This window comes from Acinetobacter schindleri CIP 107287 (assembly GCF_000368625.1).
In the GTDB taxonomy this organism is placed as follows: Bacteria; Pseudomonadota; Gammaproteobacteria; order Pseudomonadales; family Moraxellaceae; genus Acinetobacter; species Acinetobacter schindleri.
Genome location: NZ_KB849576.1, coordinates 756,314 through 778,108, shown reverse-complemented (window position 1 = coordinate 778,108; position 21,795 = coordinate 756,314). Strand labels below are relative to the sequence as shown.

The 21,795-nt window shown below is 42.5% G+C and carries 24 protein-coding genes; 11 read left to right on the top strand and 13 right to left on the bottom strand.

Annotation, left to right across the window (positions count from 1 at the left end; translation table 11 throughout):
- Positions 1–179 precede the first annotated feature (179 nt).
- Positions 180–656, top strand: a complete 477-nt coding sequence (locus F955_RS11240) for a hypothetical protein (protein WP_004894555.1) — start codon at positions 180–182, stop codon at positions 654–656.
- 18 nt (positions 657–674) lie between these two features.
- Here the strand turns inward: F955_RS11240 and F955_RS11235 are convergent, their stop codons facing one another.
- The 6 genes from F955_RS11235 to F955_RS11210 all read right to left on the bottom strand — a co-directional run bounded on the left by F955_RS11235 (position 675) and on the right by F955_RS11210 (position 6,061).
- Positions 675–1,028, bottom strand: coding sequence for a YnfA family protein (locus F955_RS11235; protein ID WP_004894552.1), 354 nt, complete (start codon positions 1,026–1,028; stop codon positions 675–677).
- A gap of 102 nt (positions 1,029–1,130) precedes the next feature.
- A complete protein-coding gene (clpA, locus tag F955_RS11230) occupies positions 1,131–3,407 on the bottom strand; it encodes an ATP-dependent Clp protease ATP-binding subunit ClpA (RefSeq protein ID WP_004894550.1) in 2,277 nt (758 codons plus the stop codon).
- A gap of 9 nt (positions 3,408–3,416) precedes the next feature.
- Positions 3,417–3,830, bottom strand: a complete 414-nt coding sequence (gene clpS, locus F955_RS11225) for an ATP-dependent Clp protease adapter ClpS (protein ID WP_004894548.1) — start codon at positions 3,828–3,830, stop codon at positions 3,417–3,419.
- Positions 3,831–3,849: 19 nt separating this feature from the next.
- The gene (locus tag F955_RS11220) at positions 3,850–4,599 is read right to left on the bottom strand and encodes a DUF6776 family protein (RefSeq protein WP_004894545.1); all 750 of its coding nucleotides are present in this window, start codon (positions 4,597–4,599) and stop codon (positions 3,850–3,852) included.
- Positions 4,600–4,674: 75 nt separating this feature from the next.
- Entirely contained in the window at positions 4,675–5,730 is a 1,056-nt protein-coding gene (gene argC / locus F955_RS11215) for an N-acetyl-gamma-glutamyl-phosphate reductase (RefSeq protein ID WP_171058624.1), read from the bottom strand.
- A 133-nt stretch (positions 5,731–5,863) separates the two neighbouring features.
- The gene (locus F955_RS11210) at positions 5,864–6,061 is read right to left on the bottom strand and encodes a hypothetical protein (protein WP_228127684.1); all 198 of its coding nucleotides are present in this window, start codon (positions 6,059–6,061) and stop codon (positions 5,864–5,866) included.
- Positions 6,062–6,345: 284 nt separating this feature from the next.
- Here F955_RS11210 and F955_RS16395 point away from each other — a divergent pair, with 284 nt between their 5' ends.
- From F955_RS16395 to F955_RS17065, 3 genes are read left to right on the top strand one after another with little or no spacing between them, the layout of a single operon-like run.
- Complete coding sequence (locus F955_RS16395; RefSeq protein ID WP_071320558.1) at positions 6,346–6,741, top strand: transposase family protein; 396 nt, start codon at positions 6,346–6,348, stop codon at positions 6,739–6,741.
- On the top strand, positions 6,689–7,015 hold the full coding sequence (locus tag F955_RS11205; RefSeq protein ID WP_004894538.1) for a transposase: 327 nt from the start codon (positions 6,689–6,691) through the stop codon (positions 7,013–7,015). Before F955_RS16395 ends, F955_RS11205 begins: the two co-directional genes overlap by 53 nt.
- Positions 7,008–7,160 carry a transposase gene (locus F955_RS17065; protein WP_108619318.1) on the top strand — a complete coding sequence of 51 codons (153 nt, stop codon included), beginning with the start codon at positions 7,008–7,010 and terminating at the stop codon, positions 7,158–7,160. The genes F955_RS11205 and F955_RS17065 overlap by 8 nt, the downstream gene beginning before the upstream one ends.
- Positions 7,161–7,189: 29 nt before the next feature.
- Here F955_RS17065 and F955_RS11200 read toward each other — a convergent pair whose 3' ends face one another.
- Positions 7,190–7,876 carry a M48 family metallopeptidase gene (locus F955_RS11200; protein WP_004894535.1) on the bottom strand — a complete coding sequence of 229 codons (687 nt, stop codon included), beginning with the start codon at positions 7,874–7,876 and terminating at the stop codon, positions 7,190–7,192.
- A gap of 111 nt (positions 7,877–7,987) precedes the next feature.
- Positions 7,988–8,659, bottom strand: coding sequence for a ribose-5-phosphate isomerase RpiA (gene rpiA, locus F955_RS11195; RefSeq protein ID WP_004894532.1), 672 nt, complete (start codon positions 8,657–8,659; stop codon positions 7,988–7,990).
- A 104-nt stretch (positions 8,660–8,763) separates the two neighbouring features.
- Between rpiA and ilvA the strand changes: the two genes are divergently transcribed.
- The 3 genes from ilvA (at position 8,764) to F955_RS11180 (ending at position 12,481) form a co-directional block, all read left to right on the top strand.
- The gene (gene ilvA / locus F955_RS11190; protein ID WP_004812768.1) at positions 8,764–10,302 is read left to right on the top strand and encodes a threonine ammonia-lyase, biosynthetic; all 1,539 of its coding nucleotides are present in this window, start codon (positions 8,764–8,766) and stop codon (positions 10,300–10,302) included.
- Between the two features lie 188 nt (positions 10,303–10,490).
- Positions 10,491–11,147, top strand: coding sequence for a potassium channel family protein (locus F955_RS11185; RefSeq protein ID WP_004894529.1), 657 nt, complete (start codon positions 10,491–10,493; stop codon positions 11,145–11,147).
- Positions 11,144–12,481, top strand: coding sequence for a TrkH family potassium uptake protein (locus F955_RS11180; RefSeq protein WP_004894527.1), 1,338 nt, complete (start codon positions 11,144–11,146; stop codon positions 12,479–12,481). The genes F955_RS11185 and F955_RS11180 overlap by 4 nt, the downstream gene beginning before the upstream one ends.
- 58 nt (positions 12,482–12,539) lie before the next feature.
- On the opposite strand, the gene F955_RS11175 is transcribed toward F955_RS11180, so the two are convergent.
- The 3 genes from F955_RS11175 to F955_RS11165 all read right to left on the bottom strand — a co-directional run bounded on the left by F955_RS11175 (position 12,540) and on the right by F955_RS11165 (position 17,262).
- Positions 12,540–13,688, bottom strand: coding sequence for a phospholipase A (locus F955_RS11175; RefSeq protein ID WP_004894521.1), 1,149 nt, complete (start codon positions 13,686–13,688; stop codon positions 12,540–12,542).
- Between the two features lie 19 nt (positions 13,689–13,707).
- Positions 13,708–16,647, bottom strand: a complete 2,940-nt coding sequence (locus F955_RS11170) for an insulinase family protein (protein WP_004894517.1) — start codon at positions 16,645–16,647, stop codon at positions 13,708–13,710.
- 165 nt (positions 16,648–16,812) lie between these two features.
- Positions 16,813–17,262, bottom strand: coding sequence for a GNAT family N-acetyltransferase (locus F955_RS11165; RefSeq protein WP_004812759.1), 450 nt, complete (start codon positions 17,260–17,262; stop codon positions 16,813–16,815).
- Between the two features lie 275 nt (positions 17,263–17,537).
- On the opposite strand from F955_RS11165, the gene F955_RS11160 reads away from it, so the two are divergent.
- The 3 genes from F955_RS11160 to F955_RS11150 are packed head-to-tail and all read left to right on the top strand — an operon-like array spanning position 17,538 to position 19,506.
- Positions 17,538–18,542: an adenosine kinase gene (locus tag F955_RS11160; protein ID WP_004894515.1), complete on the top strand. Its 1,005-nt coding sequence runs from the start codon at positions 17,538–17,540 to the stop codon at positions 18,540–18,542.
- A gap of 14 nt (positions 18,543–18,556) precedes the next feature.
- Positions 18,557–18,865, top strand: coding sequence for a Rieske (2Fe-2S) protein (locus tag F955_RS11155; protein WP_171058625.1), 309 nt, complete (start codon positions 18,557–18,559; stop codon positions 18,863–18,865).
- 20 nt (positions 18,866–18,885) lie between these two features.
- Entirely contained in the window at positions 18,886–19,506 is a 621-nt protein-coding gene (locus F955_RS11150) for an OB-fold-containig protein (RefSeq protein WP_004894514.1), read from the top strand.
- A gap of 60 nt (positions 19,507–19,566) precedes the next feature.
- On the opposite strand, the gene F955_RS11145 is transcribed toward F955_RS11150, so the two are convergent.
- A complete protein-coding gene (locus tag F955_RS11145) occupies positions 19,567–20,259 on the bottom strand; it encodes a YidB family protein (RefSeq protein WP_004894511.1) in 693 nt (230 codons plus the stop codon).
- 102 nt (positions 20,260–20,361) lie between these two features.
- Entirely contained in the window at positions 20,362–20,832 is a 471-nt protein-coding gene (locus tag F955_RS11140) for a DUF6231 family protein (protein WP_004894508.1), read from the bottom strand.
- 34 nt (positions 20,833–20,866) lie between these two features.
- Between F955_RS11140 and F955_RS11135 the strand changes: the two genes are divergently transcribed.
- Positions 20,867–21,739 (top strand): DUF2797 domain-containing protein, encoded by an 873-nt coding sequence (locus F955_RS11135; RefSeq protein WP_004894506.1) that lies wholly within the window; start codon positions 20,867–20,869, stop codon positions 21,737–21,739.
- Positions 21,740–21,795 lie beyond the last annotated feature (56 nt).

Sequence of the window (21,795 nt, the reverse complement as noted above, 5' to 3'; positions counted from 1 at the left end):
AAATAAAGTGTAATTATTGATAGATTTTTCACATAAAAAGTCTTTTAAACTTCAATATTTAAAAATAAGCAAAAAGAAGAAATCCGAGGAGGCAGGAGAATTAACCAAGGTAGAGTTGCGTACAGATCTTATTCATGCTCTTATAATCCGCAAAACACAGTAATAATTTGTGGCCTTAAATGAAATATAAAATAAATCTATTCACTGCTTTAACCCTTGGCATTAGTTTTCTTAGTAGTCAGGTTCATGCTTCCGAATTTGATCAATACCTGCAACAGCAACAGATCATTGATTCAAAATTTAAAATCAAGAAAAAAGCAGAACTCAATGAAATGCTGGCTGTATTAAGTGCGGAAGATTCTAAAACTTTGCCCCTGCAAATTGATCACAATACGATTATTGAACAACTGAAACTCACTGCTAATAAGACCGAACTAAAAGGTTTAATTATTACTCCAGACTTTGCCCAGTTTGAAAAAGATCTAGGTCCTAAGGAAGTGACTCAACTTATCCGCAAAAACTTATTACAAAATTGCGGTATTTTTTTTGAGCACCGTTATCAGTTAGAAAATCCCTATAAAGTGATGCTAGAACTGAGTTCCACTACTCGATCTTATGACGTTGAAATATCGCAGAAGGACTGTAAAGGGAACTAAGTTTCTACAGGAAGTAAATCAACGGATTAAACCTTGGGGTTGCATGATAATAATCAGCGCCCCCAATATCACCACTGCACCACCAAGCAAATCCCATCGAGACAGGCTGATCTGATCTACAAAACGCAACCACATCAAAGCAGTAAAGATATAGATACCACCATAAGCTGCATAGATCCGGCCTGAAGCAGCGGGATGCAAAGTTAATAGCCAGACAAAGGCCGCCAAAGCCAGAGCTGTCGGAATCCATAACCAGTGACTTCTTCCCTGATTCAAAATCAGATAGGGAAAATAACAGCCTAGAATTTCCATCACCGCCGTGACCAGGAACAGACAAAAAGTCGTAATAAGTTTAGTGAACTGAAATTCCATATCTTGTTAAATCTTAGCCAGGCAATAAATCTTGATCAGATCATAGCAATAAAGAAATAAAATAACCCGTGCAAGCACGGGTTATTTTACGATGAGTAGAATTTAGGCTGGTTCAGCAGTCTGATCTTCAAACACTTCAAGTTTCAAGCCTACAGCTTTGCCATTTTCTTTCTTCACAGATACAGCAACATTACCGCCATTATCTGCCAGCTCACCAAACAGAATCATTTCTGCCAATGGTTTTTTCAGATGCTCCTGAATCAAACGCTGCATTGGACGCGCGCCCATCAATCGATCGTAACCATTTTCAGCCATCCATTCACGTGCAGATTGATCCACTTCAAGAATGACTTTTTTCTCATCCAGTTGTGCTTGAAGTTCAGTGAGGAACTTATCAACCACGTTTTCAATGATCGTATTTGGCAATGCTTTAAACTGAATCACGCCATCCAAACGGTTACGGAACTCAGGCGAGAATGCTTTTTTCATGGCTTCCTGATTGTCATTGCTGTTGTCTTGTTCCATGAAACCGATACTGACACGTGAAATACTTTCAGCGCCAATATTAGTAGTCAGTACAAGCACCACATTACGGAAGTCTGATTTACGACCATTGTTATCAGTCAACGAGCCATGATCCATAATTTGCAGCAACAGGTTAAATACATCCGGATGTGCCTTTTCGATTTCATCGAGTAGTAATACACAATGCGGATTCTTATGAATCGCATCGGTCAACAAACCACCTTGGTCAAAACCAACATAGCCTGGAGGTGCACCAATCAGACGGGATACCGCATGACGTTCCATATATTCAGACATATCGAAACGAACCAGCTCCACGCCCATCAGTTTCGCCAATTGCTTGGTGACTTCAGTTTTACCGACACCCGTTGGACCGGCAAAGACAAAACTACCGACTGGCTTATCTGGAGATTTCAGGCCTGCCCGAGACAGCTTGATTGCGGAACCGAGTGCTTCAATGGCTTCATCCTGACCGAAGACCACACGTTTCAAATCACGCTCAAGATTTTCTAATACAGTCTTGTCATCTTTAGAAACTGTTTTTGGTGGAATACGGGCAATTTTCGACACGATGTCTTCGATATTTTCTACCGTAATCAGGCTGTCGTCTTGCTCGGCTTTTAAACGGCGTTGCGCACCCGCTTCATCGATCACATCAATGGCTTTATCTGGCAAGAAACGGTCATTAATAAACTTCGCTGATAGTTCTACCGCTGATACCAAAGCCTGATCTTCATATTGAACATGATGGAAATCTTCAAACTTAGATTTCAGACCACGTAAAATATCAATAGTTTCAGAGATGGAAGGCTCATTCACATCAATTTTCTGGAAACGACGTGATAAAGCATGATCTTTTTCAAAGACCTGACGGTATTCCTGGAATGTGGTTGAACCTATGCAACGCAATGAACCATTTGCCAGTGCTGGCTTAATCAGGTTCGAAGCATCCATGGTACTACCCATACTGGAACCTGCACCGATGATCATATGAATCTCATCAATGAACAGCACTGCATCCGGTTTTTTCTTCAAGGCATTGAGAAGTTGTTTCAGACGTTTTTCGAAGTCACCACGGTATTTGGTTCCTGCCACCAGTGCACCGATATCCAGACTATAGATTTCGGCATTTTCTAGTGGTTTAGGGGCTTTACCATTGACAATCAGCCAAGCCAGACCTTCAGCAATGGATGTTTTACCCACACCCGGATCACCGACCAGCAACGGATTATTTTTACGGCGACGACAAAGAATTTGTGCAGCACGCTCAATTTCTTTTTCACGACCAATTAATGGATCAGTTTTACCTTTTTGCGCTTCGTGATTCAGGTTAGTGGTATAAAGATCCAGTGGACCTGAAGCATTCGATGAACCGGTTTCGCCGTCCAGTTCCTCAATTTCTTCTTCGTTCTGCACTTCTTCCTTGCGGGTGCCATGCGACAAATATTGAGTCAAGGTTAAACGGTTAATCTGATGACGTTTCAGCAGATACACTGCAAACGAATCACGCTCTGAGTACATCGCAACTAGAATGTCCGCACCTTCTACCGTACGGTCTCCACCACTTGACTGTACATGGAAAATGGCACGCTGCAGGATCCGGTCAAAACTTTCAGTCGGATGAGGTGCCTGATCGTTATTTTCGCCGAGTTTTGGAGTGTGTTGTTCTACGTATTCTTCAAGTTCTTTACGCAGCACAATAATGTCTGCACCGCATGCTTTAAGGGCATTCACGGCAGAATCGTTGTCGAGTAAAGCCAATAATAAATGTTCTACTGTCAGAAACTCATGTCTCTTTTGACGAGCCATGCTAACAGCCAAACGTAGTGATACTTCTAATTGACGACTGAGCATGCAACCCCCTTAATCTTTAGGCTCTATCTGGCAAAGTAAAGGATGACCTTGTGATCGAGCGTAATTATTGACCTGGTTCGCTTTCGTTTCCGCAATGTCTCTTGGATAGACGCCAGCAACACCTTTTCCTTCATAATGTACAGTTAGCATTACTTGCGTAGCTTGGTCAAGATTCATTGCAAAGTATTGTTGTAAAATTTCAATTACAAACTCCATTGGGGTGTAATCGTCATTCATCAATACCACCGCATACATCGGTGGACGCTTCAACTCTGGCGGTGCTGTTTGTACTGTAATATCAGCATCTTCGTCATGAAAAGGGTCGTTTGCCAAGCGTGGGCTTATGTGCCAGTCAACCACCCCGGACTGATTAAAAGAGTTCTTGATTTCACTTAAACAAATATGACGCTTGTTGCTAGGCATAAGATTTACATTTCACACTTTAGTTTGCATTGGCTTCTGTCTGAGGAATCTCTGACAGGAATGCAGATTGATTTTCAATTGCCTCGCCCTTACTCCAGCTAAAACGGCGGGTAACAGGCTTGCTTGTACCAGTCAGTCGAACTTCTATAAATTCTGGTACAAAACCTTTCGGCATTGTCCAACGACCAGTCAGACGTTCATAATTTTCGAAATTGAAGTTTTTATCTGCCAAAGGCACAATTAAAATTTCAGTTTCCCGAATCAGGCGCAATTCAACCGAACCGGAAACACGCCCCTTGCTTGGACTTACCTGAATCAGATCAAGCTGGTATTCAAAGGCATTTTCAGGCAGAGGCTTTACTGCCAAGTGCTGAACAGATAAAGGCATACCACCACGCTGACGCAGTACTTCACGATATAAGGTCGCTAGGCTTTCTGCCTGCGTATATTCATCACGGGTTTTATTCATCGCAAGATACAGGTCATTGGCATTACTTACTGCCAGATCACGTTCCTGCGTTGCTGTATTCAGGGTTTTATTCAGTGTTTCCAGACTGGCTTTCTGCTTTTGTACGACTTCAACCAGCTGTTCAGCATCCGCCTCAAAACCTACAACAGTCAGACCTTGACGATGACCTATCGAATAGCCAAGTAAACCACTACTCAGTACCAGAATTGCAGCACCTATCGCAAGTGGCGTGTTCCCTTTCAGAAATGGCATTTTCTTCTTGTCATCTGTGGTCAGATCGTGAGGTTCATTATTCGGCATTGTCATCTCTTCTATCTTTTTCAAGACACACATTTAAATCGAAATTCAAATGTGTGTGAAGTTGTAATACGTTTTTTATGGTAATAAAGCAATGTTTTGCAAGCCAGCGTTTTCAGCAAAGCCAAACATCAGGTTCATATTCTGTACCGCCTGACCTGCTGCACCTTTCACTAGGTTATCTTGTGCTACCAGAATAACCAGTTTCGTTGATTGAGGCTTGTACAGTGCAATACGGAGTTCATTGGCACCACGTACTGAACGGGTTTCTGGCGAACTGCCTGATGGCATGACATCAACGAACTGTTCATTGGCATAGAACTGTTCATAGAGTGCCTGCAAATCTGCTATCTGGCCTGCTTCAGTCAGGTCAATGTAAATAGTTGACAGCATACCGCGAATCATTGGCACCAGATGTGGTACAAATAAAATATGGTCAAATACACCTTTTTGACCTGAGATATTTTCTAACGCTTCTACAATCTCAGGATGATGACGGTGACCTGCTACGCCATAAGCTTTAAAGTTATCTGCATTTTCAGAATAGATCATGCCTAGGCTGGCTTTACGGCCTGCACCTGAAACCCCTGATTTAGCATCAATAATAATACTTTCAGGTTTCACTAAGGCTTCCGCAGATTTTAATACTGGTGCAAGGCCCAGCTGCACGGTTGTTGGATAACAACCCGGGTTACCAATCACATTCGCCTGTTTGATCTTGTCACGATTCAGTTCAGACAGACCATATACAGAATTTTGTAATATAGATGGACAAGCATGTTGCATGCCATACCATTTTTCAAACTGTGCCAAATTCTGTAAACGGAAATCTGCGGCAAGGTCAATTACCTTGGTATTTGCAGCTAGCAGTTCTTCTGCATGTTTCATCGCAACGCCATGTGGTGTCGCAAAAAATACGACATCACAAGATTTTAATAAATCAAGGCTGAGATCAGAAAATTCAAGATCAGTATGACCACGCAGGCTTGGGAACATATCGTCTACACGGCGACCTGCTTCGGTACGTGATGTCAGTGCTTTGACGCTAACGTTTGGATGTCGCAGTAATAGACGTAAAAGTTCAACGCCTGTATAACCTGTGCCACCCACAATACCCACTGAAATCACGATAATTACCTCTAACTAGATGTTTCCTTTATGCCAGGTAGTATGACAGGAAGTTCACGTTTTCTAAACTCTTTCACTGAGGAATGCTGATTTTTTATATATTTTGAAATGCATGTTTAAAGATAAGATTGAAACACCTTTATGTGTGTTTGGTCGTTACTGGAGTAGACCAACTATAATGACAAAGATAAATTACAAATAAGAAAGCAGGTAATGCCAAAAACATAATGGCGTCTAGTCGAATCATAAATGGAATTAACCCTAAAATGGCCAATAGTGTTGTACTGGCTGAAAATTCTTTAGGTATTTGACGATTTTTAATCCATAAAATAGCCATATAAAATAGCATTCCCCACGCGAGCACTCCTGTCAGCATAAAAAATTTGACGGTTAAAGGATAATCCATGGGTAAACTTGGGAAAAAAATACTGTATAAAAATAGTCCGTAAAAAAACAGCGCAGGAAGCGAGACTATAAAAATTAAAATTGTGAGGATTAACCGCATCATGAGGAGTTCTAATTTATCGTTATCATTAGATCTCTTTCATAAATCAAAAAACGATCTTCTTTTTGGTTAATATTTGCACTCCGGATTTCTTGGCATTCGTGCATAATCTGCGGATGAAATACATCGATTCAAAGAAGCTTTCTGAAACACAGTTTAAGCGATACACCTGCATCTCATGGTCAACCTTTGATTTAATGGTTGAACAACTGAAAATGCATGTCCCTGCTAAAGGTAGACCATCTAAGTTAAGTGTAGAAGATCAGGTTTTACTCTGTCTGAGCTATTGGCGTGAATACCGGACATTATTTCACGTTGCTACGAGTTATGGGGTTTCAGAACCGACTGCCTCAAGAATCGTCCGTCATGTTGAAGACTGCCTGATTCAGTCTAAACTATTTAATTTACCGAAAAACTTGCCCGAAGGTGAAGGCATCGACTGGAATGTAGTGATCGTAGATGCCACAGAAATTCCAATACAAAGGCCTAAAAAAACAGAAAAAAAGCTATAGTGGCAAAAAGAAAACACATACCTTCAAAGTTCAAGCCATCATTCATTATAGAACTCAGAAAATTCTGAGTTTATGCACGAGTCGTGGTGCTGTACATGATTTCGAGCTTTTCAAACGCAACTTGAATCAGATTCCTGCAGGCGCCTTTATCCTTGCAGATAAGGGTTATCAAGGGATCTATACAGTGTATCCAAATAGCTTATTGCCATTAAAAGCAAAAAAAACGCTGCAAACTAGATCCCGAGCTAAAACCTTACAATCAGGAAATCAATAAAAGAAGAATTGGGATTGAGCATGTATTTGGCAGTTTGAAAACCTTCAAAATCCTTGCCGAGCGATATCGTAACAGAGGCAAAAGACTAGGATTAAGATTTAGTTTAATCGCGGGAATCTATAATTTGGAGCTGAGTAAAAAATGACTTATGAAAGAAGTCCAATGATTCTTGCATTAATTCTGACTGACCCACCACCATGGCATTGCAGTGTTTTTCAATATTTTTCGATGGATTAGATAGTCTGAATCATGCCGGGCCACTTCAGTCCAAAAATGCGGGCTATGATCAAAATGCCGGGTATGTGCCAGTTCATGCACGCAGAGATAACGGACGATATTTTCAGGAAACAGAATAATACCGCTATTCAGCATAATGTTATGTCTGGCAGAACAGCTGCCCCAACGGGTTTTCGGCTGGCGGATATTACAGACATTGAAAGATAATCCTGTTTCCAGACTAACCTGTTCAAGATAAATCGGTAACTGTTGTTTGGCATAGGCAATTACAAAAGCTTTTAAGTAGCTTTCAGGATTTCGATCACTGATATAGAGCATATAGTTTCCATGATCCAGAATAAAATTATGCTTCTGGGCCTGGTATTGAACTGATATTGGCTGATTCAGATTAAATAGCTGCAAGCTAGCAGGTAAACTACGATCAACACTTTGTATTTTTTCCTGCTGGGATTGCCAGGTTTTGAGTAACCAGCTTTCGGCATCATTAATAAAATTCTGGATTTGTTTTTTTGTGCAAAATACGGGTGCAGTCAGGCGAATTTGAGTACCATCCACACGAAGCTTTAAACGTGTTGAGCGAATATTTCGGACAATTTGAATTTCAGGTAAGTCGGATAAGGTCATTTTTATTCTTTTATGAGAATCCTCCCCCTTGCATAGCAGTGCTACTCAACTTTAACAAAGAAGGGAGTAAGGCCCCTCTTTTTCAAAGAGGGGCTTGGGGAGATTTTAAAATTAAACCGCAGTACGCTCTTCAATACCGTTATCAGTAGCAACCACAGCAATATCAGCTTTATTTAATGCAAAGATACCGTTACAAACAACACCTGGAATGTCATTCAAAGTTTTTTCTAACTCTAATGCATTCAAAATATTTAAGTTATAAACATCCAAAATTACATTACCGTTATCGGTGACTACACCTTCACGGTACGCAGGGTCCCCCCCTAAAGCAACAATTTTACGTGCGACTGCAGAACGTGCCATTGGAATCACTTCTACAGGAAGCGGAAATTCACGACCTAACTGTTCCACCCACTTAGAATCATCGACGATACAAACGAATTTTTTCGCAATAGATGCAACAATTTTTTCACGTGTCAGCGCAGCACCGCCACCTTTGATCATGTGCATATGGCGGTCGATTTCATCCGCACCATCGACATAGGCATCCAGACCGCCTACGCTATTCATATCGACAACTTCAATGCCTAATTTTTTAAGGCGTTGTGCAGTGGCTTCAGAACTTGCAACTGCTGCTTCCAATTGAAGTTCAGGCAAAAGTTCGATCAAGAAGTTAACAGTACTCCCAGTACCGACGCCTAAAATGCCCCCTTTTGGTAAGTGCTTTAACGCAGCTTTTGCTGCAGCTTGCTTTTTCTCATCTTGGGTTGCATATAGACTCATGACATCACTCAACTATTTTGGACTTTCGCAGTATTTTTAAACCGCAAAGCCGCGTGGTTTGTTACAATAAGTGCTTATTTTAAACTGTTAGATGGAAAATTAACATGCTGTCTCGTTTGGTTCGACAAATTTTACAAGCAACTGTGTACGATGTTGCAATCGAAACCCCACTCGAAGCAGCGCCACGAATTAGCGAGCGCTTAAATAATAACATTCGCTTTAAACGTGAAGATTTACAACCGGTTTTTTCATTCAAGCTACGCGGTGCCTATAACCGTATTAGTCAATTACCGAAATCACAACTCGAACGTGGCGTTATCACAGCTTCAGCAGGCAACCATGCCCAAGGCGTGGCGCTGTCAGGGAAAAAGCTGGGGATTCGCGCGATTATCGTAATGCCAAAAACCACCCCTGATATCAAGGTTCAGGCGGTAAAACGCTTAGGTGGCGAAGTCGTATTGCACGGTGATTCATTTGATGTTGCCAATAAATATGCGATTCAACGTGCCGAAGAAGATGGCATGACCTTTATTCCACCTTATGACGATGAACTGGTGATGGCCGGTCAAGGTACCATTGCCAATGAAATCCTGCGCCAATGGCGTGATGTAGAATATGTTTTTGTTGCAGTTGGTGGTGGTGGTCTGATTGCCGGTGTTGCAGCGTACTTGGGAGATGTTGCTCCGCATGTCAAAGTTATTCCTGTGGAATATGATGAATCCGCTTGCTTAAAAGCGGCCTTAGAAGCCAATGAACGTGTGATTCTTCCATCTGTCGGTTTATTTGCCGATGGTACTGCAGTGGCACAAATTGGTGAAAAACCTTTTGAGGTCATCCGCCTGCAAAAATCAGATAATTCTGGTCCAATTGTTGAACCTGATGTGGTACTGGTCAATACTGATGAAGTCTGTGCAGCAATTAAAGATACCTATGACGAATGCCGTAGTATTGTAGAACCATCTGGTGCAATGGCGTTGGCAGGGATTAAAAAATACGTCGCTGAACACGGCATTCAAGGCAAAAATATCGTGTCCATTGTTTGTGGTGCAAACATGAACTTTGACCGTTTACGCTATATTGCGGAACGTACTGAACTCGGTGAGCGTAAAGAAGCCATCTTTGCCGTGACCATTCCTGAACAGAAAGGCGCTTTCCTGAGTTTCTGTCGTGCCCTGCAAGGCCGTAACATCACCGAGTTTAATTACCGTGCCAGCGATGCAACTGCAGCTCAGGTCTTCGTGGGTATTAGCCTGAAAAATGGCGAAAAAGAACGTCAGGAAATTTACGAAAACCTGAAATTCCAGTATGACGTTGATGATCTGTCTGACGACGAAGTAGCAAAACTGCACATCCGTTATCTAATTGGTGGTCATGCAGACATTGAAAATGAACGTCTGTTCCGTGTCGAATTCCCGGAGCGTCCAGGTGCGTTATTGACTTTCCTTGAACGTCTAGGCCCAACTCATAACATCACCCTGTTCCACTACCGCAACCACGGCGCGGCTGAAGGTCGCGTACTGGTCGGCTTGGAAGCGGAAGATGCAAAACAGAATCCAGACGGTTTGATCGAAACTCTGGAGAGTATCACCTATCCATATGACGAGATTACCAATAACCTGGGTTATCAACGCTTCCTGAAATAATTTCAGATTCTGATATCTAAACTAAAAAACCGTCTTTCGAGGCGGTTTTTTGATATAAGCAAATAAGAACGCAGGTCTTTGATAATATTTATGTAAAGCAAATAGCTGAAAAATTAAATAAGCACTAAGATAAGCACGTAAATTAATAGAAAGCGCATGTATAAGCGCAGCAACTTTAGGAAAAATACATGGCACTGTTTGCTGTGATCGGTTTAGGAAGTTTCGGTGCCACTGTTGCCACACAACTGATGTCACTCAAACATGAAGTAATTGGCATCGACCTGAATAAAAAATATGTTGAAAGCATTTCAGATGAACTCACCCATGCCGTGATTGCAGATGCCACGGATGAACATGTGCTGGACGAACTAAATGTTCAGAACTGTGAAGCGGTGGTGGTGGCGATTGGTGAAGATATTGAAGCCAGTATTCTCTGCGTCCTACACCTCAAGAATATGGGGGTTAAAAAAATCTGGGCCAAATCCAAGTCCAAAGCCCATCATATGATCCTGACTCATCTTGGGGTGGATAAGATTATTCATCCCGAGGAAGATATGGGCGTTCGGATCGCGCAATCCTTAAGTTATCCGATGGTCAGCCGCTATATGGCGCTTGAGGATAATCGTTATCTGGTCAAAATTGAGATTCATACCGAACAAAGTGGTATCAAACTCAATCAGCTGATGGATCATGCACCAGAAATTAAAACCATTCTGCACAAGCGTGGCCCCGTGGTGCAATATATCCTCGATCCCCATCTTATTCTTAAAGAGGGTGATATTCTGCTTGTTGAGGGCTTGCTGGAACCTTTACGTCGCCTGTCCAAACATTTTAAAAATCTATGAAAATAACTGCTCATAAAAACCGGACTATTAACCTCAGTCCACCCAGCATTATCGCATTGGGATTTTTGGCATTGATTCTGGTTGGTTCAATCTTGTTAATACTGCCAGTTTCTCATCATGGTGATGTCACTTGGTTTCAGGCTGTTTTTACTGCAACTTCTGCGGTGACCATTACCGGTTTGTCTGTGGTCAATGTCGGAGAAGCTTATACGGTCTTCGGCAAGATCGTAATCATGATTCTCCTGCAATGTGGCGGACTCGGCTTTATGACCTTTGCCATTCTGGCTGCCATGAGTCTGGCGCCTAAAATGGGACTAAGGCAACAGGTCATGGCTCAGGAGTCCATCGGTCAGACCAGCCTGAAAAAGATCAGTACTACCATTAAAGGTGTGTTTCTATATTCGCTGTTCTTTGAAGCAATTGGCACAGTAATTCTGACTATTGCCTGGCTACAGGACTATAACTTTGCCCAGGCTTTTTTCTACGCTTCCTTTTATAGTATTTCTGCCTTTAACAATGGTGGCTTTTCCCTGTTCCCGAATAGTCTAATGAGCTTTGCCGATCAGTATCTTATTACCTTCACCATTAGCATGCTGTATATCATTGGCGGCATTGGCTTTTTGGTGTTGATGGATGTACGACAGCATAAACGCTGGCGCAAACTGAGTACCAATAGTAAGCTGATTTTGAGTACCATTGCTGCACTGAATCTTTCTGCCTTTATCCTGATCTGGATTCTGGAAGCTTCTAATCCTCAAACACTGGCATTGATGAGTATGGGCGATCAGGCGGTCAATGCCTGGTTCCATGCCACAGTACCGCGTTCTTCAGGTTTTAACAGCCTGCCGATGGATCAGCTGACCAATGCATCCACCTTAGTTACCATGTTCCTGATGTTTATTGGTGGTGGTTCTTTAAGTACCGCAGGTGGCATTAAGGTCGGAACTTTTATCATTGTAGTGATTAGTGTAATTAGCTTCCTACGGCGTGAAGATGAAATTCGTTTATTCAAGCATTCGATTCCAGAGAAAACCACCTTTAAAGCATTGGCAGTGGTCTGTATTACTGCTCTCCTGATTGCAACCGGATTTATGAGTCTGCTTATTCTGGAGCCAGATCAGGACTTTCTGGATCTGCTGTTTGAAACGGTTTCTGCCGCATGTACAGTTGGGTTGTCTCGTGGCATCACTTCTGAATTACAGCCAGCCAGTCTGTTGATTCTGATGCTGTTAATGTTTGCAGGTCGTTTAGGCCCTTTGACCTTGGCCTATTTTATTGCCACACCGAAAAAGAGCCGCCTTAAACATCCACCTTCAGAAATTCAGGTTGGGTAATTTCGATATAAAACAAAAAATCCATGTCAGCACGTGGATTTTTTGATGATAATGCTTGTTAGAACCAGTTCATCAACGAAACACCCAAGCCGACATACGTCGCCTTATGGTTATAGTCGATCAGGCTTTCACCGTAGCCATCAAACAGCTGAAAATGTCCACGCAGACGACCACTGATCGGGAATGACCAGTCAAATTGCGCTGCACCACGACTGTCATCACCGCCTTTTAAGGTATGTCGCAACATAAGTGAAAAGTCATGATCTTTCCAACGATAAAATGCAGTCAAATCGCCACGACCGACATAGTCTACGATATCCGGATTGTTATCATCTGGCAGGTCTTCTTCAAAACGATACCAAGGACGTAGCATCAGGGCAAAGTTATTACGCTCAAAGCCCAGATTCAGCATCACCCGGTTCCAGCTACGTGATAGTGGATCGGAACGGCCATTGGACTGATGATTAATGGTCAGACCTAGCATACGCCAGTCCAGACCAAATAAATCGTAATTGGTTCGGAATACAATACTGGCTTCTGGTTCATAATTGGTTTCACGGAATGGACGTGATTTTTCAGAGTTATATACTTGCCAGCGTGAAGACTGGGTATACGCCAGCCAGATATCACCATTATTACCAAAAATATTTTCTACTGCTTTAGTTTTTAGTGAAAGCTGAAACTTGGCTTCCATGGATTTCAGGTTCTGATCTTCTGTTACCGTATTACGTTCATTCGGACTTTCAGGAAACTCATTTTTCTCGGAGGTCCAAAATCCTGGCAATACATACACCGGCTGATAAGAACGGATATTCCAAGTACCCAGTTTACTTTCCGGTGAAAGTTCCCAACGGCTGTCCAATAAAGACAGGTTCGGTTTCAGTGGCGAGCCTTCACTGACCGTTACCGTAGAAACAGTTTTATCAATTCTAGCTTTCAGGTTATCGGGTTCAGGCGCAAGTTCAGCAGCTGCGCGACGTTCAGATACCAGTACCACTCTTTCAGCTTCTGGTACTTTGAACAAAGCATCATAACACGCTAGACGTTCTGCACTGGTTTCTACCGCGGCACAGGCCTCAGCCGTTGCTGGCATCGGACTGCTGGGAATAGTTATTTGATTTTCTTCTGCATACACCTGCGCCCCACCCATACAGCCCAGCAAAATGCTCAGCTGCAAAGTTGGGCGCTTAAACGAATTAAGCGCCATTCAATTTTCCTTTTTTATTTTATTGAACTTGTTGAATTACAAATCCGAGCTGTTCCAGTGCTTCACGTTTTGCCACGGGTGCAACCACAGCACGCGACGGCTGTTGTTCTACCAGATATTGCTGAGCCACACGCTTCAGGTCTTCCAGCGTCACATTGAGCAGACGTTCACGTAACTGCTTACGGAATGCTGGAGTACGCTGATGCAGGTAAGCATAACAAGCTGTAATTGCCTCACCTGCTGGTGAACCCGGCTTATCCATGCTGGCAATCAGACCCAGAATCGCTTCTTCCAGTTGATGTGGCTGTTGTTCCGCATTTAATAGCCACTGAACACTTGCATTAAAGTCCTTGAAAGTCTCTGCTAAACGTGGATCACGGTAGCTGTAGAAACGGAATGAACAGGCATTACCATCATAGCTGGCACCGCCACCATAAGCACCGCCTTTTTCACGGATCGCACTATGCAGGTATCCATTACGCAAATAACCTGCCAAGACCATCAATGGTGCTGCATCTGGATGAGATACTTCTACTGCCGGATAAGCTGCTGCACAGAACTGAACATTGGCCTGAATCAGCCATGCCTCATCTGCTTCATTCAATAATTTTTCAGTTTGAGCAAGTTGTACCGGATTACGGTCCACAGCAACTTTATCCCAAACATTCTGAACTTCTTCTACCAGATGGTCCGCTTGCGGTTCTTCACAAACCAGTAAGAACTGTTTTGGAGCTTGCAGTAAAATACGATGAATGCGTTTCAGCTCTTCAATCATGGCATCGTAAGCAGCTTCATCTTTCTCAATCTGAGCAACCAGATTCATCAGCCAGTTCAATGCACCAAGACCAGTGTTATGATAATCACGGCTCGCTAAAGCACTGTGCTGACGTGAAGCTACCTGCATCGCATAGCTATGGCCTGAGCCCGAAATACGCGAATGCCAGCGTGTTTTACGCTGTTGCAGCAATTCGATAATACGGCCTTTTTCATCAAAACGAAGCTGCTCAAAACCGGTTTTCAGCAACTGAATCGCTTGCAGGTTATTTACCAGAGATTTAGTTGTGAGCGTTAACCAGGCAGAAATCTTATTCTTGTCATCTACTTTTGAACGTAATGAAGCTCCCATACCCAATCCACCGCTAACAGCAGTCTGGATTTGCTGGAATTCAAGATAATCATATTCGCCCGCACCGACTTCACCGACCAGAATCGACAGCAGGTTAAAGTATGGTGATTGCACCACTTCGTCAGGAATCTGTACCAAGACTTGTTGGTAATAAATACCATTGGTACCAGCATAATAAAGGTTTAATGGCGTATCGATGCCATTGGAAATTACTTCACGCAACTGACCTTGTACGATTTGCATTTCAGCAGGCACATCTTCCAGGCCAACCTTAGGTAACAGGTTCAGGTCATCCGGTGTATCCTGGCGGACTTTTAAAGCTTCAGTCTGCGCAACGATTTCAGCTTTTTGTTCTTCAGTCAGTGTTTTGCCAATTTCTGCCAGTCGTGCTTTTTCCGCTTCGGCCTCTTTGGCAGATTTGGTCGCATCTGGAACCAGTGTCAGTTGCACACGGTGCGGGTTATCAATCAGATGTTCTTTGATCAGATTAGACAGCCACATCGGGTCTTTCAGTTCTTCTTTAACTGCGGCAATTGCAGAATCCACATCCCAGACTTCAACCGGATCACGGTGATGAATCGCGCTACCTAAACCATTCAAGATCAGGCTTAAACCATATGGCGTACCATCACCATTGATTTCACGCTGATGCAATTCAATCTGATGCAGAATCGCATCTACTGCCTGCTGATCTACCGGTTTCGCAGCAACATCTTCCAGAATCTTGAATACGCCATTTTTAAATTCTTCAGCATGTTCTGGGTTTGAGCCTTGAACTGCGCAATAGAAAGTCATTTCAAAGTTAGAGTCATCAACCCCCATGAATGGGCCTGTTGCATCTGCATAACCACAGGTTTCCAGATAATGACGTAGTGGAGATGCCGAATCTTCTAACAGGATACCTTCTACCAAACGCATACCCAGACGAAGTTTGATTTCGCTTGCTTCCGGTAGTAACCAGGAAATCACGTGATAGGTTTTATCACGTAAATCCTCTGCATCAACTGCATAAGTATCAGTCACTGATACCGGTGCAGACAAACGGGTTTCAGGTGTGGAGTATAAAGTCTCACCCTGTTCAAATTTAGACAGTGCCAAGTTTTCAAACTGTTCTTGCAGTTCATAAGCTGACTTCTTGCCAAAGGTCATGAATACCGCATTACTTGGGTGGTAATGTGACTTATAGAAATCAACTAATTCCTGGTAAGTCAGATCTGGAATATCTTTAGGATCACCACCTGAGTTGTAGTGATAGGTGGTATCCGGGAACAGGTAATGCGCCAACGTATGATAGAGCTGATCTGAAGGTGAACTCATTGCACCTTTCATTTCATTAAACACAACACCTTTGTAAACCGGTTCACCATTTTCCAGCTCAATACGGATCCCTTCCTGGGCAAAATCCAGCGGATTCAGGTTCGCTGCAAAAGCAGCATCCATATATACTTCTAACAGGTTCTGGAAGTCTTTATCATTCTGGGTGGCAAACGGATAAGCTGTCCAGTCCGCCGCAGTAAAGGCATTCATGAACGTGTTCAGGGAACGTCGAATCATGAGGAAGAATGGATCACGTACCGGAAATTTTTCTGAACCGCAAAGCGCGGTATGTTCAAGAATATGCGCTTCGCCTTTAGAGTCCATTGGCTGCGTACGGAAAGCCACTAAAAAGACATTTTCATCGTGATTGGTCGCCAGGTGATAATGAATGGCGCCGGTCACATTATGTTTATATTCAGACACTAAAATGTCTAAAGCATCAACATGGTGTTGACGTACCAACTGAAACGCAGGATGTACAGTTTGTGAAATGGTTTCAGTGACATCTACAGTCATGCGATCTCCTAATTTTTAGATAAAAAACAACTGATCGCATTATAGCTGTAGTTTTTGTTATTATTCACGCTGAAAACCGATCATTTTGATCGAATTAAGTAAACTTGGTCATTCAGAAAATGAATCACCAAGTTTATGAACCGTAGTATTTAAATTGAAAATCGGCTAGATCAGATATTTAAAGTAATTGTAATTCGGATGGTTTTCGACAAACACATAATTTTGCTTCTGGTAAAAGCTCGCCGCCAGTTTGGTTTCAGTATGCAGGCAAAGTGCAGAATAATGCGGACGTGCTAACTGTTCCAGATAAGCCAGTAATTGCTTGCCTACTCCATGCTGGCGATATTTCGGATGTACATAGAAACGACGTACACGGCCAATACGCTCTTCCACACCATCTGGTCCCCATTGCTGGTTCAAACCGCCACAAGCAATCAGCTTGTTTCCATCATAAGCCACAGCAAGATATTCATTATCTTTACTGAAGGAGTTTTTTCCTGTGCGATATTCTTCAACTAATTTCTCAATTAAATCATAGCCTTCCTTTTTTGCCAGAGCAGCAAAAGTTTCGATTTGATCTGGTAATTGCTCGGCTTTTACGATTTTAATATCCATATATACACACTGTCAGAAATTGTAGTCTCGGCTCAACCTGCATTTGCATGAATATGCAGTTACAGGTGATATAACACTTATAAATAAAATCCGCTATTTAAATCAATGGCACGACCGCAGGATTACGAAATTTATCTGCTTTAATTCGACCAAAGTGCGAAATGAATGCCTTACAGCATACCCTAAAACTTTTTGAAAATGATTTAACACCCTATAGCAAACCTGAGCATTCGTGTAAACTTATGACTTTCGTTTTTTGAATGTGACTCTCTGACATGGCAAATGTTGATCTTTTTGCAATTGGTAATGCGCTAATTGACCAGGAATTTAAAGTATCTGACGACTTTTTAACTGCACACAACCTGCAAAAAGGCACCATGCAACTGACTGATGGTGAAACACAAGCTGCGCTGTATGAGAACCTGAAAACCACGCAAAACTATAAAGGCCAGGCTTCTGGTGGTTCAGCTGCAAACACGACTGTGGCTTTTGCTGCGCTCGGTGGTTCAGCTTTCTATGCCTGCCGTGTCGGGAATGATGATTTAGGTCAAATCTACCTGGATGGTTTAAATGAAGCCGGCATACAAACCACAACCCGTTCAATCAGTGAAGGTGTTACTGGCACCTGTATGGTACTGGTAAGTCCAGATTCAGAACGTACCATGCATACTTATTTGGGGATCACTGCGGAACTGACTGACGTTCAAATTGATTTCACACCTCTCAAAACTGCAAAATGGCTATATATCGAAGGTTATCTGTCGACTTCAGAAACTGCTCGTCATGCTGTAGAACAGGCACGTACTATTGCCCGTGCCAGTGATGCGAAAATTGCTTTAACTTTGTCTGATCCAGCCATGGTGCAATATGCACGTGCCGGCCTGGATGAGATGATTGCAGATGGCGTAGATCTATTGTTCTGTAATGAACAGGAAGCTTTGATGTACACTGAGACTGAAACGATTGAAGCCGCTTTAGTTAAATTGCAAGAAATCAGCCAACACATTGTCATTACATTGTCAGCCAAAGGCGCGTTGATCTGCAATGAAGGTCAAAGCTTTACTGTACCGGGTCGTGCTGTAACTGCAGTTGATACCAATGGTGCTGGTGATGCCTTTGCCGGTGCTTTCCTGTATGCACTGAATGCAGGCCTAGGCTGGAAAGTTGCAGCTGAATTGGCAATTCTGATTTCAAGTCAGGTGGTTTCACAATTTGGCCCACGTCTGGCCATTGCTGACTATGCTGCGTTATTGGAAAACTTCCAAAAGGAATGCGCTTAATGTTTAAAATTTGCATGACCGAAGACATCCCGGAACGTGAAGCACGTTCTTTTGAAACGCCAAATGGCGACACCATTTTCATTACTCAACGCGATGGTATGTTCTATGCTTACCAGAACCTGTGTCCACATTTACAGGTTGAACTGGAGTTTCTGGAAAACCAGTTTCTGGATCGTGATCAGGAATTTATTGAGTGTTCAACCCATGGTGCTTTATTCCTGGTTGAAACCGGAGAATGTATTTCTGGTCCATGTCAAGGTCAAGCACTTGAAAAAGTAGAGATTAACGTGCATTCTGACGGTGGAATTTACCTCATAGAATAACTCTGAAATTGGACGCTACCATGCCGGCATTTTTCGTAGACTATAACTTGATGCCTTTTCATTTAAGTTTATTCGCTGTGATTTTGCTGGGCGTGGTAGAAACCTTAGGTTATTTATTTAAAATTCGCCCGACGAAATTTTTGAAACAGATTTCCCCTTTCTACTTCCGCAATCTCGACCTGCTTAATGTTAAATTTTCGAAAATTTTAATTGTATTTTTCCTGCTGATGAATTTCAGTGTTGCCGGTTATGTGCTGCAACTGCTGATCTATTCTCAGGAACAGGAATTTCTACTGGCGTATTACCTGATTATTCCTGCGCTGATTATTGCGATTTTCTTTACAGTATTTATGATTCACTGTCTGGATCAGGTGATTCCACCTAAATACAAAAAACATCATGTCAATCTGATTGGTCGTCTGGCAACCATTTCCAGTGGTAATGCCCGTCCCGGATTTTCAGCTCAAGCCCGTGTAAGGGATGAATTTGGTCAACTACATTATGTGCAGGTCGAGCCGGAATTTGGTGAGCTGGAATTCCAATCTCAGATTATTTTAATACGTCTGCGCAAATCACATTATATTGCCAAGAAAATTAGCAAATCTAATCGTCTGTTTAGCCTGGATTTGGAACACTCATAATTTATAAAAATACAAAAAAACCCGACATTTATAGCCGGGCTTTTTTAAAAGAGATTATAGTCAACGCTTTAAAAAACCTGACACCATATTCAGGACATTCTGAATATCATTATTGGCTTCCTGCTTGCTGGTTTGCTCACCCTGCGGAGTTAATGAATCAATAATCTGCGGTAAGACTTTGGAAATGGCGCTATATACATCCTGCTTTGGGGCATGCACCTGCTCCGCCACCTGTTCCACTTCCTGATCATCAAATAACAGCTGTAACTGCTGGTTATCCACGGGCGCATTCTCACCAGGACCTGTAGACACCCAGTCATCAACCTGACTGTTTAAGCCTTGACCTTTAAGCTTATCCAGTGCTCCCTGTAAACCACCCTGCTTTTGAATCCAGGCAAGTACCAATGGCAATACGGCAATAAGTAAGGTCTTGGTTCCACCTGCACCCAATCCTGATGATCGAGGTTGCTGATGCGTCTGCTGATTTGACTGCTGCTGTGGCTGACCAGCACCACCCAGTTGACTCAGTACAGAACCTAAAATCCCACCCAAGCCGCCTTGCTGGGATTGACCAGTTTGATGCGTATTACCCGGATTTAACTGTCCAAGTACGGCACCAAGAATTCCACCCAAACCACCTTGTGACTGTTGCGACTGGTTTTGGGATTGATGCTGATTGGTATTCTGCTGTTGCTGACTACCGCCCAAGGCCTGCTTGGCCAGCATCTCTACAATATTACTGAGGTTTGTCATACTGCTTATCCTGTCAATCTTTCTTACAGCATACGTGCTGAACAGAAGGTTGAAATGGATGAATATGTTAATATTTGCAATGAAATTTAGTAGATTTTTTCCTTACCAGCGGAACTTATTCCAATTTTCCGGATTGGCCCAGAATTTGGAATTAAACCAGTCTGGTACATGCTTATAAGTCAGAATATTAAATTGCCATAGGGCAAAGTCGGCCTTATGTGTTGTTTTATCAATAAGTTGGGTTAGTCCTAAAGAACGGAGTAGTTTCTCATCCTGCAAACGGCTTACTACGACCAGACGTTTTGCAAATAAGTCACGCAGCTTGACTAATATCTGACTGATCAATTGATCTGATAACTCACTCGTTTCAGGTGTATCTAGCATCACTACTCCCAGATCATAACGTTGCTGAAAAGGCAGACTTAAAAAGTCAGATACGCTAAAATAATGCCATTGAATGGACTGATTAAACTTGATCTGGGTCAAATCCTGACCAATACAAATCGCAGTTTTTATGGGCTGTTCCTGCGCAAAATCGTCTAGCATCGAAGTGATGACATTCTGTTCAGCCATAACAGCATCCTTATGATTTAAGTGAGTAATTTATATGGAACTTCAAGGCATTTGCCATAAAATGCATGCCGGTCTCAAGAACCTTAGTGTAACTGATCAAGATATACACAGGGCAAATGTTGAATATAAATTCATATTAGATCGTTCAGAAATTGATCTTCCATTTAGTCTGGGTCAAGAAATCGAGATCGACTGGACCGGTAATATCTACTGCGTGTCTTGTGGTACCAAAACATCAAAATCATTTTCTCAAGGTCACTGCTTCAAATGCTTTAAAACCAAAGCATCTTGTGACATGTGTATTATGAAGCCTGAGAGCTGCCACTATCATTTAGGTACCTGCCGTGAAGACACCTTTGCGCATGAAGTATGCTTCCAGCCTCATATTGTATATTTAGCCAATTCCAGTGGACTTAAAGTCGGAATTACCCGTGTCAACCATATGCCAGGACGCTGGCTGGATCAGGGTGCAACGCAAGCCTTACCCATCATGAAAGTAGGTTCTCGTCGTCTTTCAGGTCAAATGGAAGTCATGTTCGGCACCCAGGTTGCCGATAAAACCGATTGGCGCAAACTGCTTAAAGGTGAGGCTGAGCCTCTTAACCTGATTGATATCCGTGATCAGCTGCTGGATGAATTCGAACCGCAAATTACCAGCATTCGTGACGAATTCAGCATGAGTCTGGACTTTAATGAAAATGTCGAAATTCTGGAGCAAGAACGCCCACGCGAGTTTATTTATCCGGTAGAAAGCTATCCTGAAAAGATCAAATCACATAATCTGGATAAAACCCCAGTGATCCGTGGCAAATTACAAGGTATCAAAGGCCAGTACCTGATCCTGGATACCGGTGTTATTAATATCCGTAAATATACCGGCTATGAAATTAAGGTTCGTGCCGAGTAAATCGAACTATTTAAAAAAGCGGGATAAAATGTCCCTCTTTTTTATTTACTCATCAG

Bases quoted from the DNA above. Each gene is read 5' to 3' on its own strand.
- F955_RS11165 (WP_004812759.1), bottom strand. From the start codon at position 17,262: ATGGATATTAAAATCGTAAAAGCCGAGCAATTACCAGATCAAATCGAA.
- clpS (WP_004894548.1), bottom strand. From the start codon at position 3,830: ATGCCTAGCAACAAGCGTCATATTTGTTTAAGTGAAATCAAGAACTCT.
- F955_RS16395 (WP_071320558.1), top strand. From the start codon at position 6,346: ATGAAATACATCGATTCAAAGAAGCTTTCTGAAACACAGTTTAAGCGA.
- F955_RS11140 (WP_004894508.1), bottom strand. From the start codon at position 20,832: ATGGCTGAACAGAATGTCATCACTTCGATGCTAGACGATTTTGCGCAG.
- F955_RS11185 (WP_004894529.1), top strand. From the start codon at position 10,491: ATGGCACTGTTTGCTGTGATCGGTTTAGGAAGTTTCGGTGCCACTGTT.
- F955_RS11210 (WP_228127684.1), bottom strand. From the start codon at position 6,061: ATGGCTATTTTATGGATTAAAAATCGTCAAATACCTAAAGAATTTTCA.
- F955_RS11235 (WP_004894552.1), bottom strand. From the start codon at position 1,028: ATGGAATTTCAGTTCACTAAACTTATTACGACTTTTTGTCTGTTCCTG.
- F955_RS11135 (WP_004894506.1), top strand. From the start codon at position 20,867: ATGGAACTTCAAGGCATTTGCCATAAAATGCATGCCGGTCTCAAGAAC.
- F955_RS11145 (WP_004894511.1), bottom strand. From the start codon at position 20,259: ATGACAAACCTCAGTAATATTGTAGAGATGCTGGCCAAGCAGGCCTTG.
- F955_RS11200 (WP_004894535.1), bottom strand. From the start codon at position 7,876: ATGACCTTATCCGACTTACCTGAAATTCAAATTGTCCGAAATATTCGC.
- F955_RS11160 (WP_004894515.1), top strand. From the start codon at position 17,538: ATGGCAAATGTTGATCTTTTTGCAATTGGTAATGCGCTAATTGACCAG.
- F955_RS11205 (WP_004894538.1), top strand. From the start codon at position 6,689: ATGCCACAGAAATTCCAATACAAAGGCCTAAAAAAACAGAAAAAAAGC.
- F955_RS11155 (WP_171058625.1), top strand. From the start codon at position 18,557: ATGACCGAAGACATCCCGGAACGTGAAGCACGTTCTTTTGAAACGCCA.
- F955_RS11170 (WP_004894517.1), bottom strand. From the start codon at position 16,647: ATGACTGTAGATGTCACTGAAACCATTTCACAAACTGTACATCCTGCG.
- F955_RS11150 (WP_004894514.1), top strand. From the start codon at position 18,886: ATGCCGGCATTTTTCGTAGACTATAACTTGATGCCTTTTCATTTAAGT.
- rpiA (WP_004894532.1), bottom strand. From the start codon at position 8,659: ATGAGTCTATATGCAACCCAAGATGAGAAAAAGCAAGCTGCAGCAAAA.
- F955_RS11175 (WP_004894521.1), bottom strand. From the start codon at position 13,688: ATGGCGCTTAATTCGTTTAAGCGCCCAACTTTGCAGCTGAGCATTTTG.
- clpA (WP_004894550.1), bottom strand. From the start codon at position 3,407: ATGCTCAGTCGTCAATTAGAAGTATCACTACGTTTGGCTGTTAGCATG.
- F955_RS11180 (WP_004894527.1), top strand. From the start codon at position 11,144: ATGAAAATAACTGCTCATAAAAACCGGACTATTAACCTCAGTCCACCC.
- ilvA (WP_004812768.1), top strand. From the start codon at position 8,764: ATGCTGTCTCGTTTGGTTCGACAAATTTTACAAGCAACTGTGTACGAT.
- F955_RS11240 (WP_004894555.1), top strand. From the start codon at position 180: ATGAAATATAAAATAAATCTATTCACTGCTTTAACCCTTGGCATTAGT.
- F955_RS11220 (WP_004894545.1), bottom strand. From the start codon at position 4,599: ATGCCGAATAATGAACCTCACGATCTGACCACAGATGACAAGAAGAAA.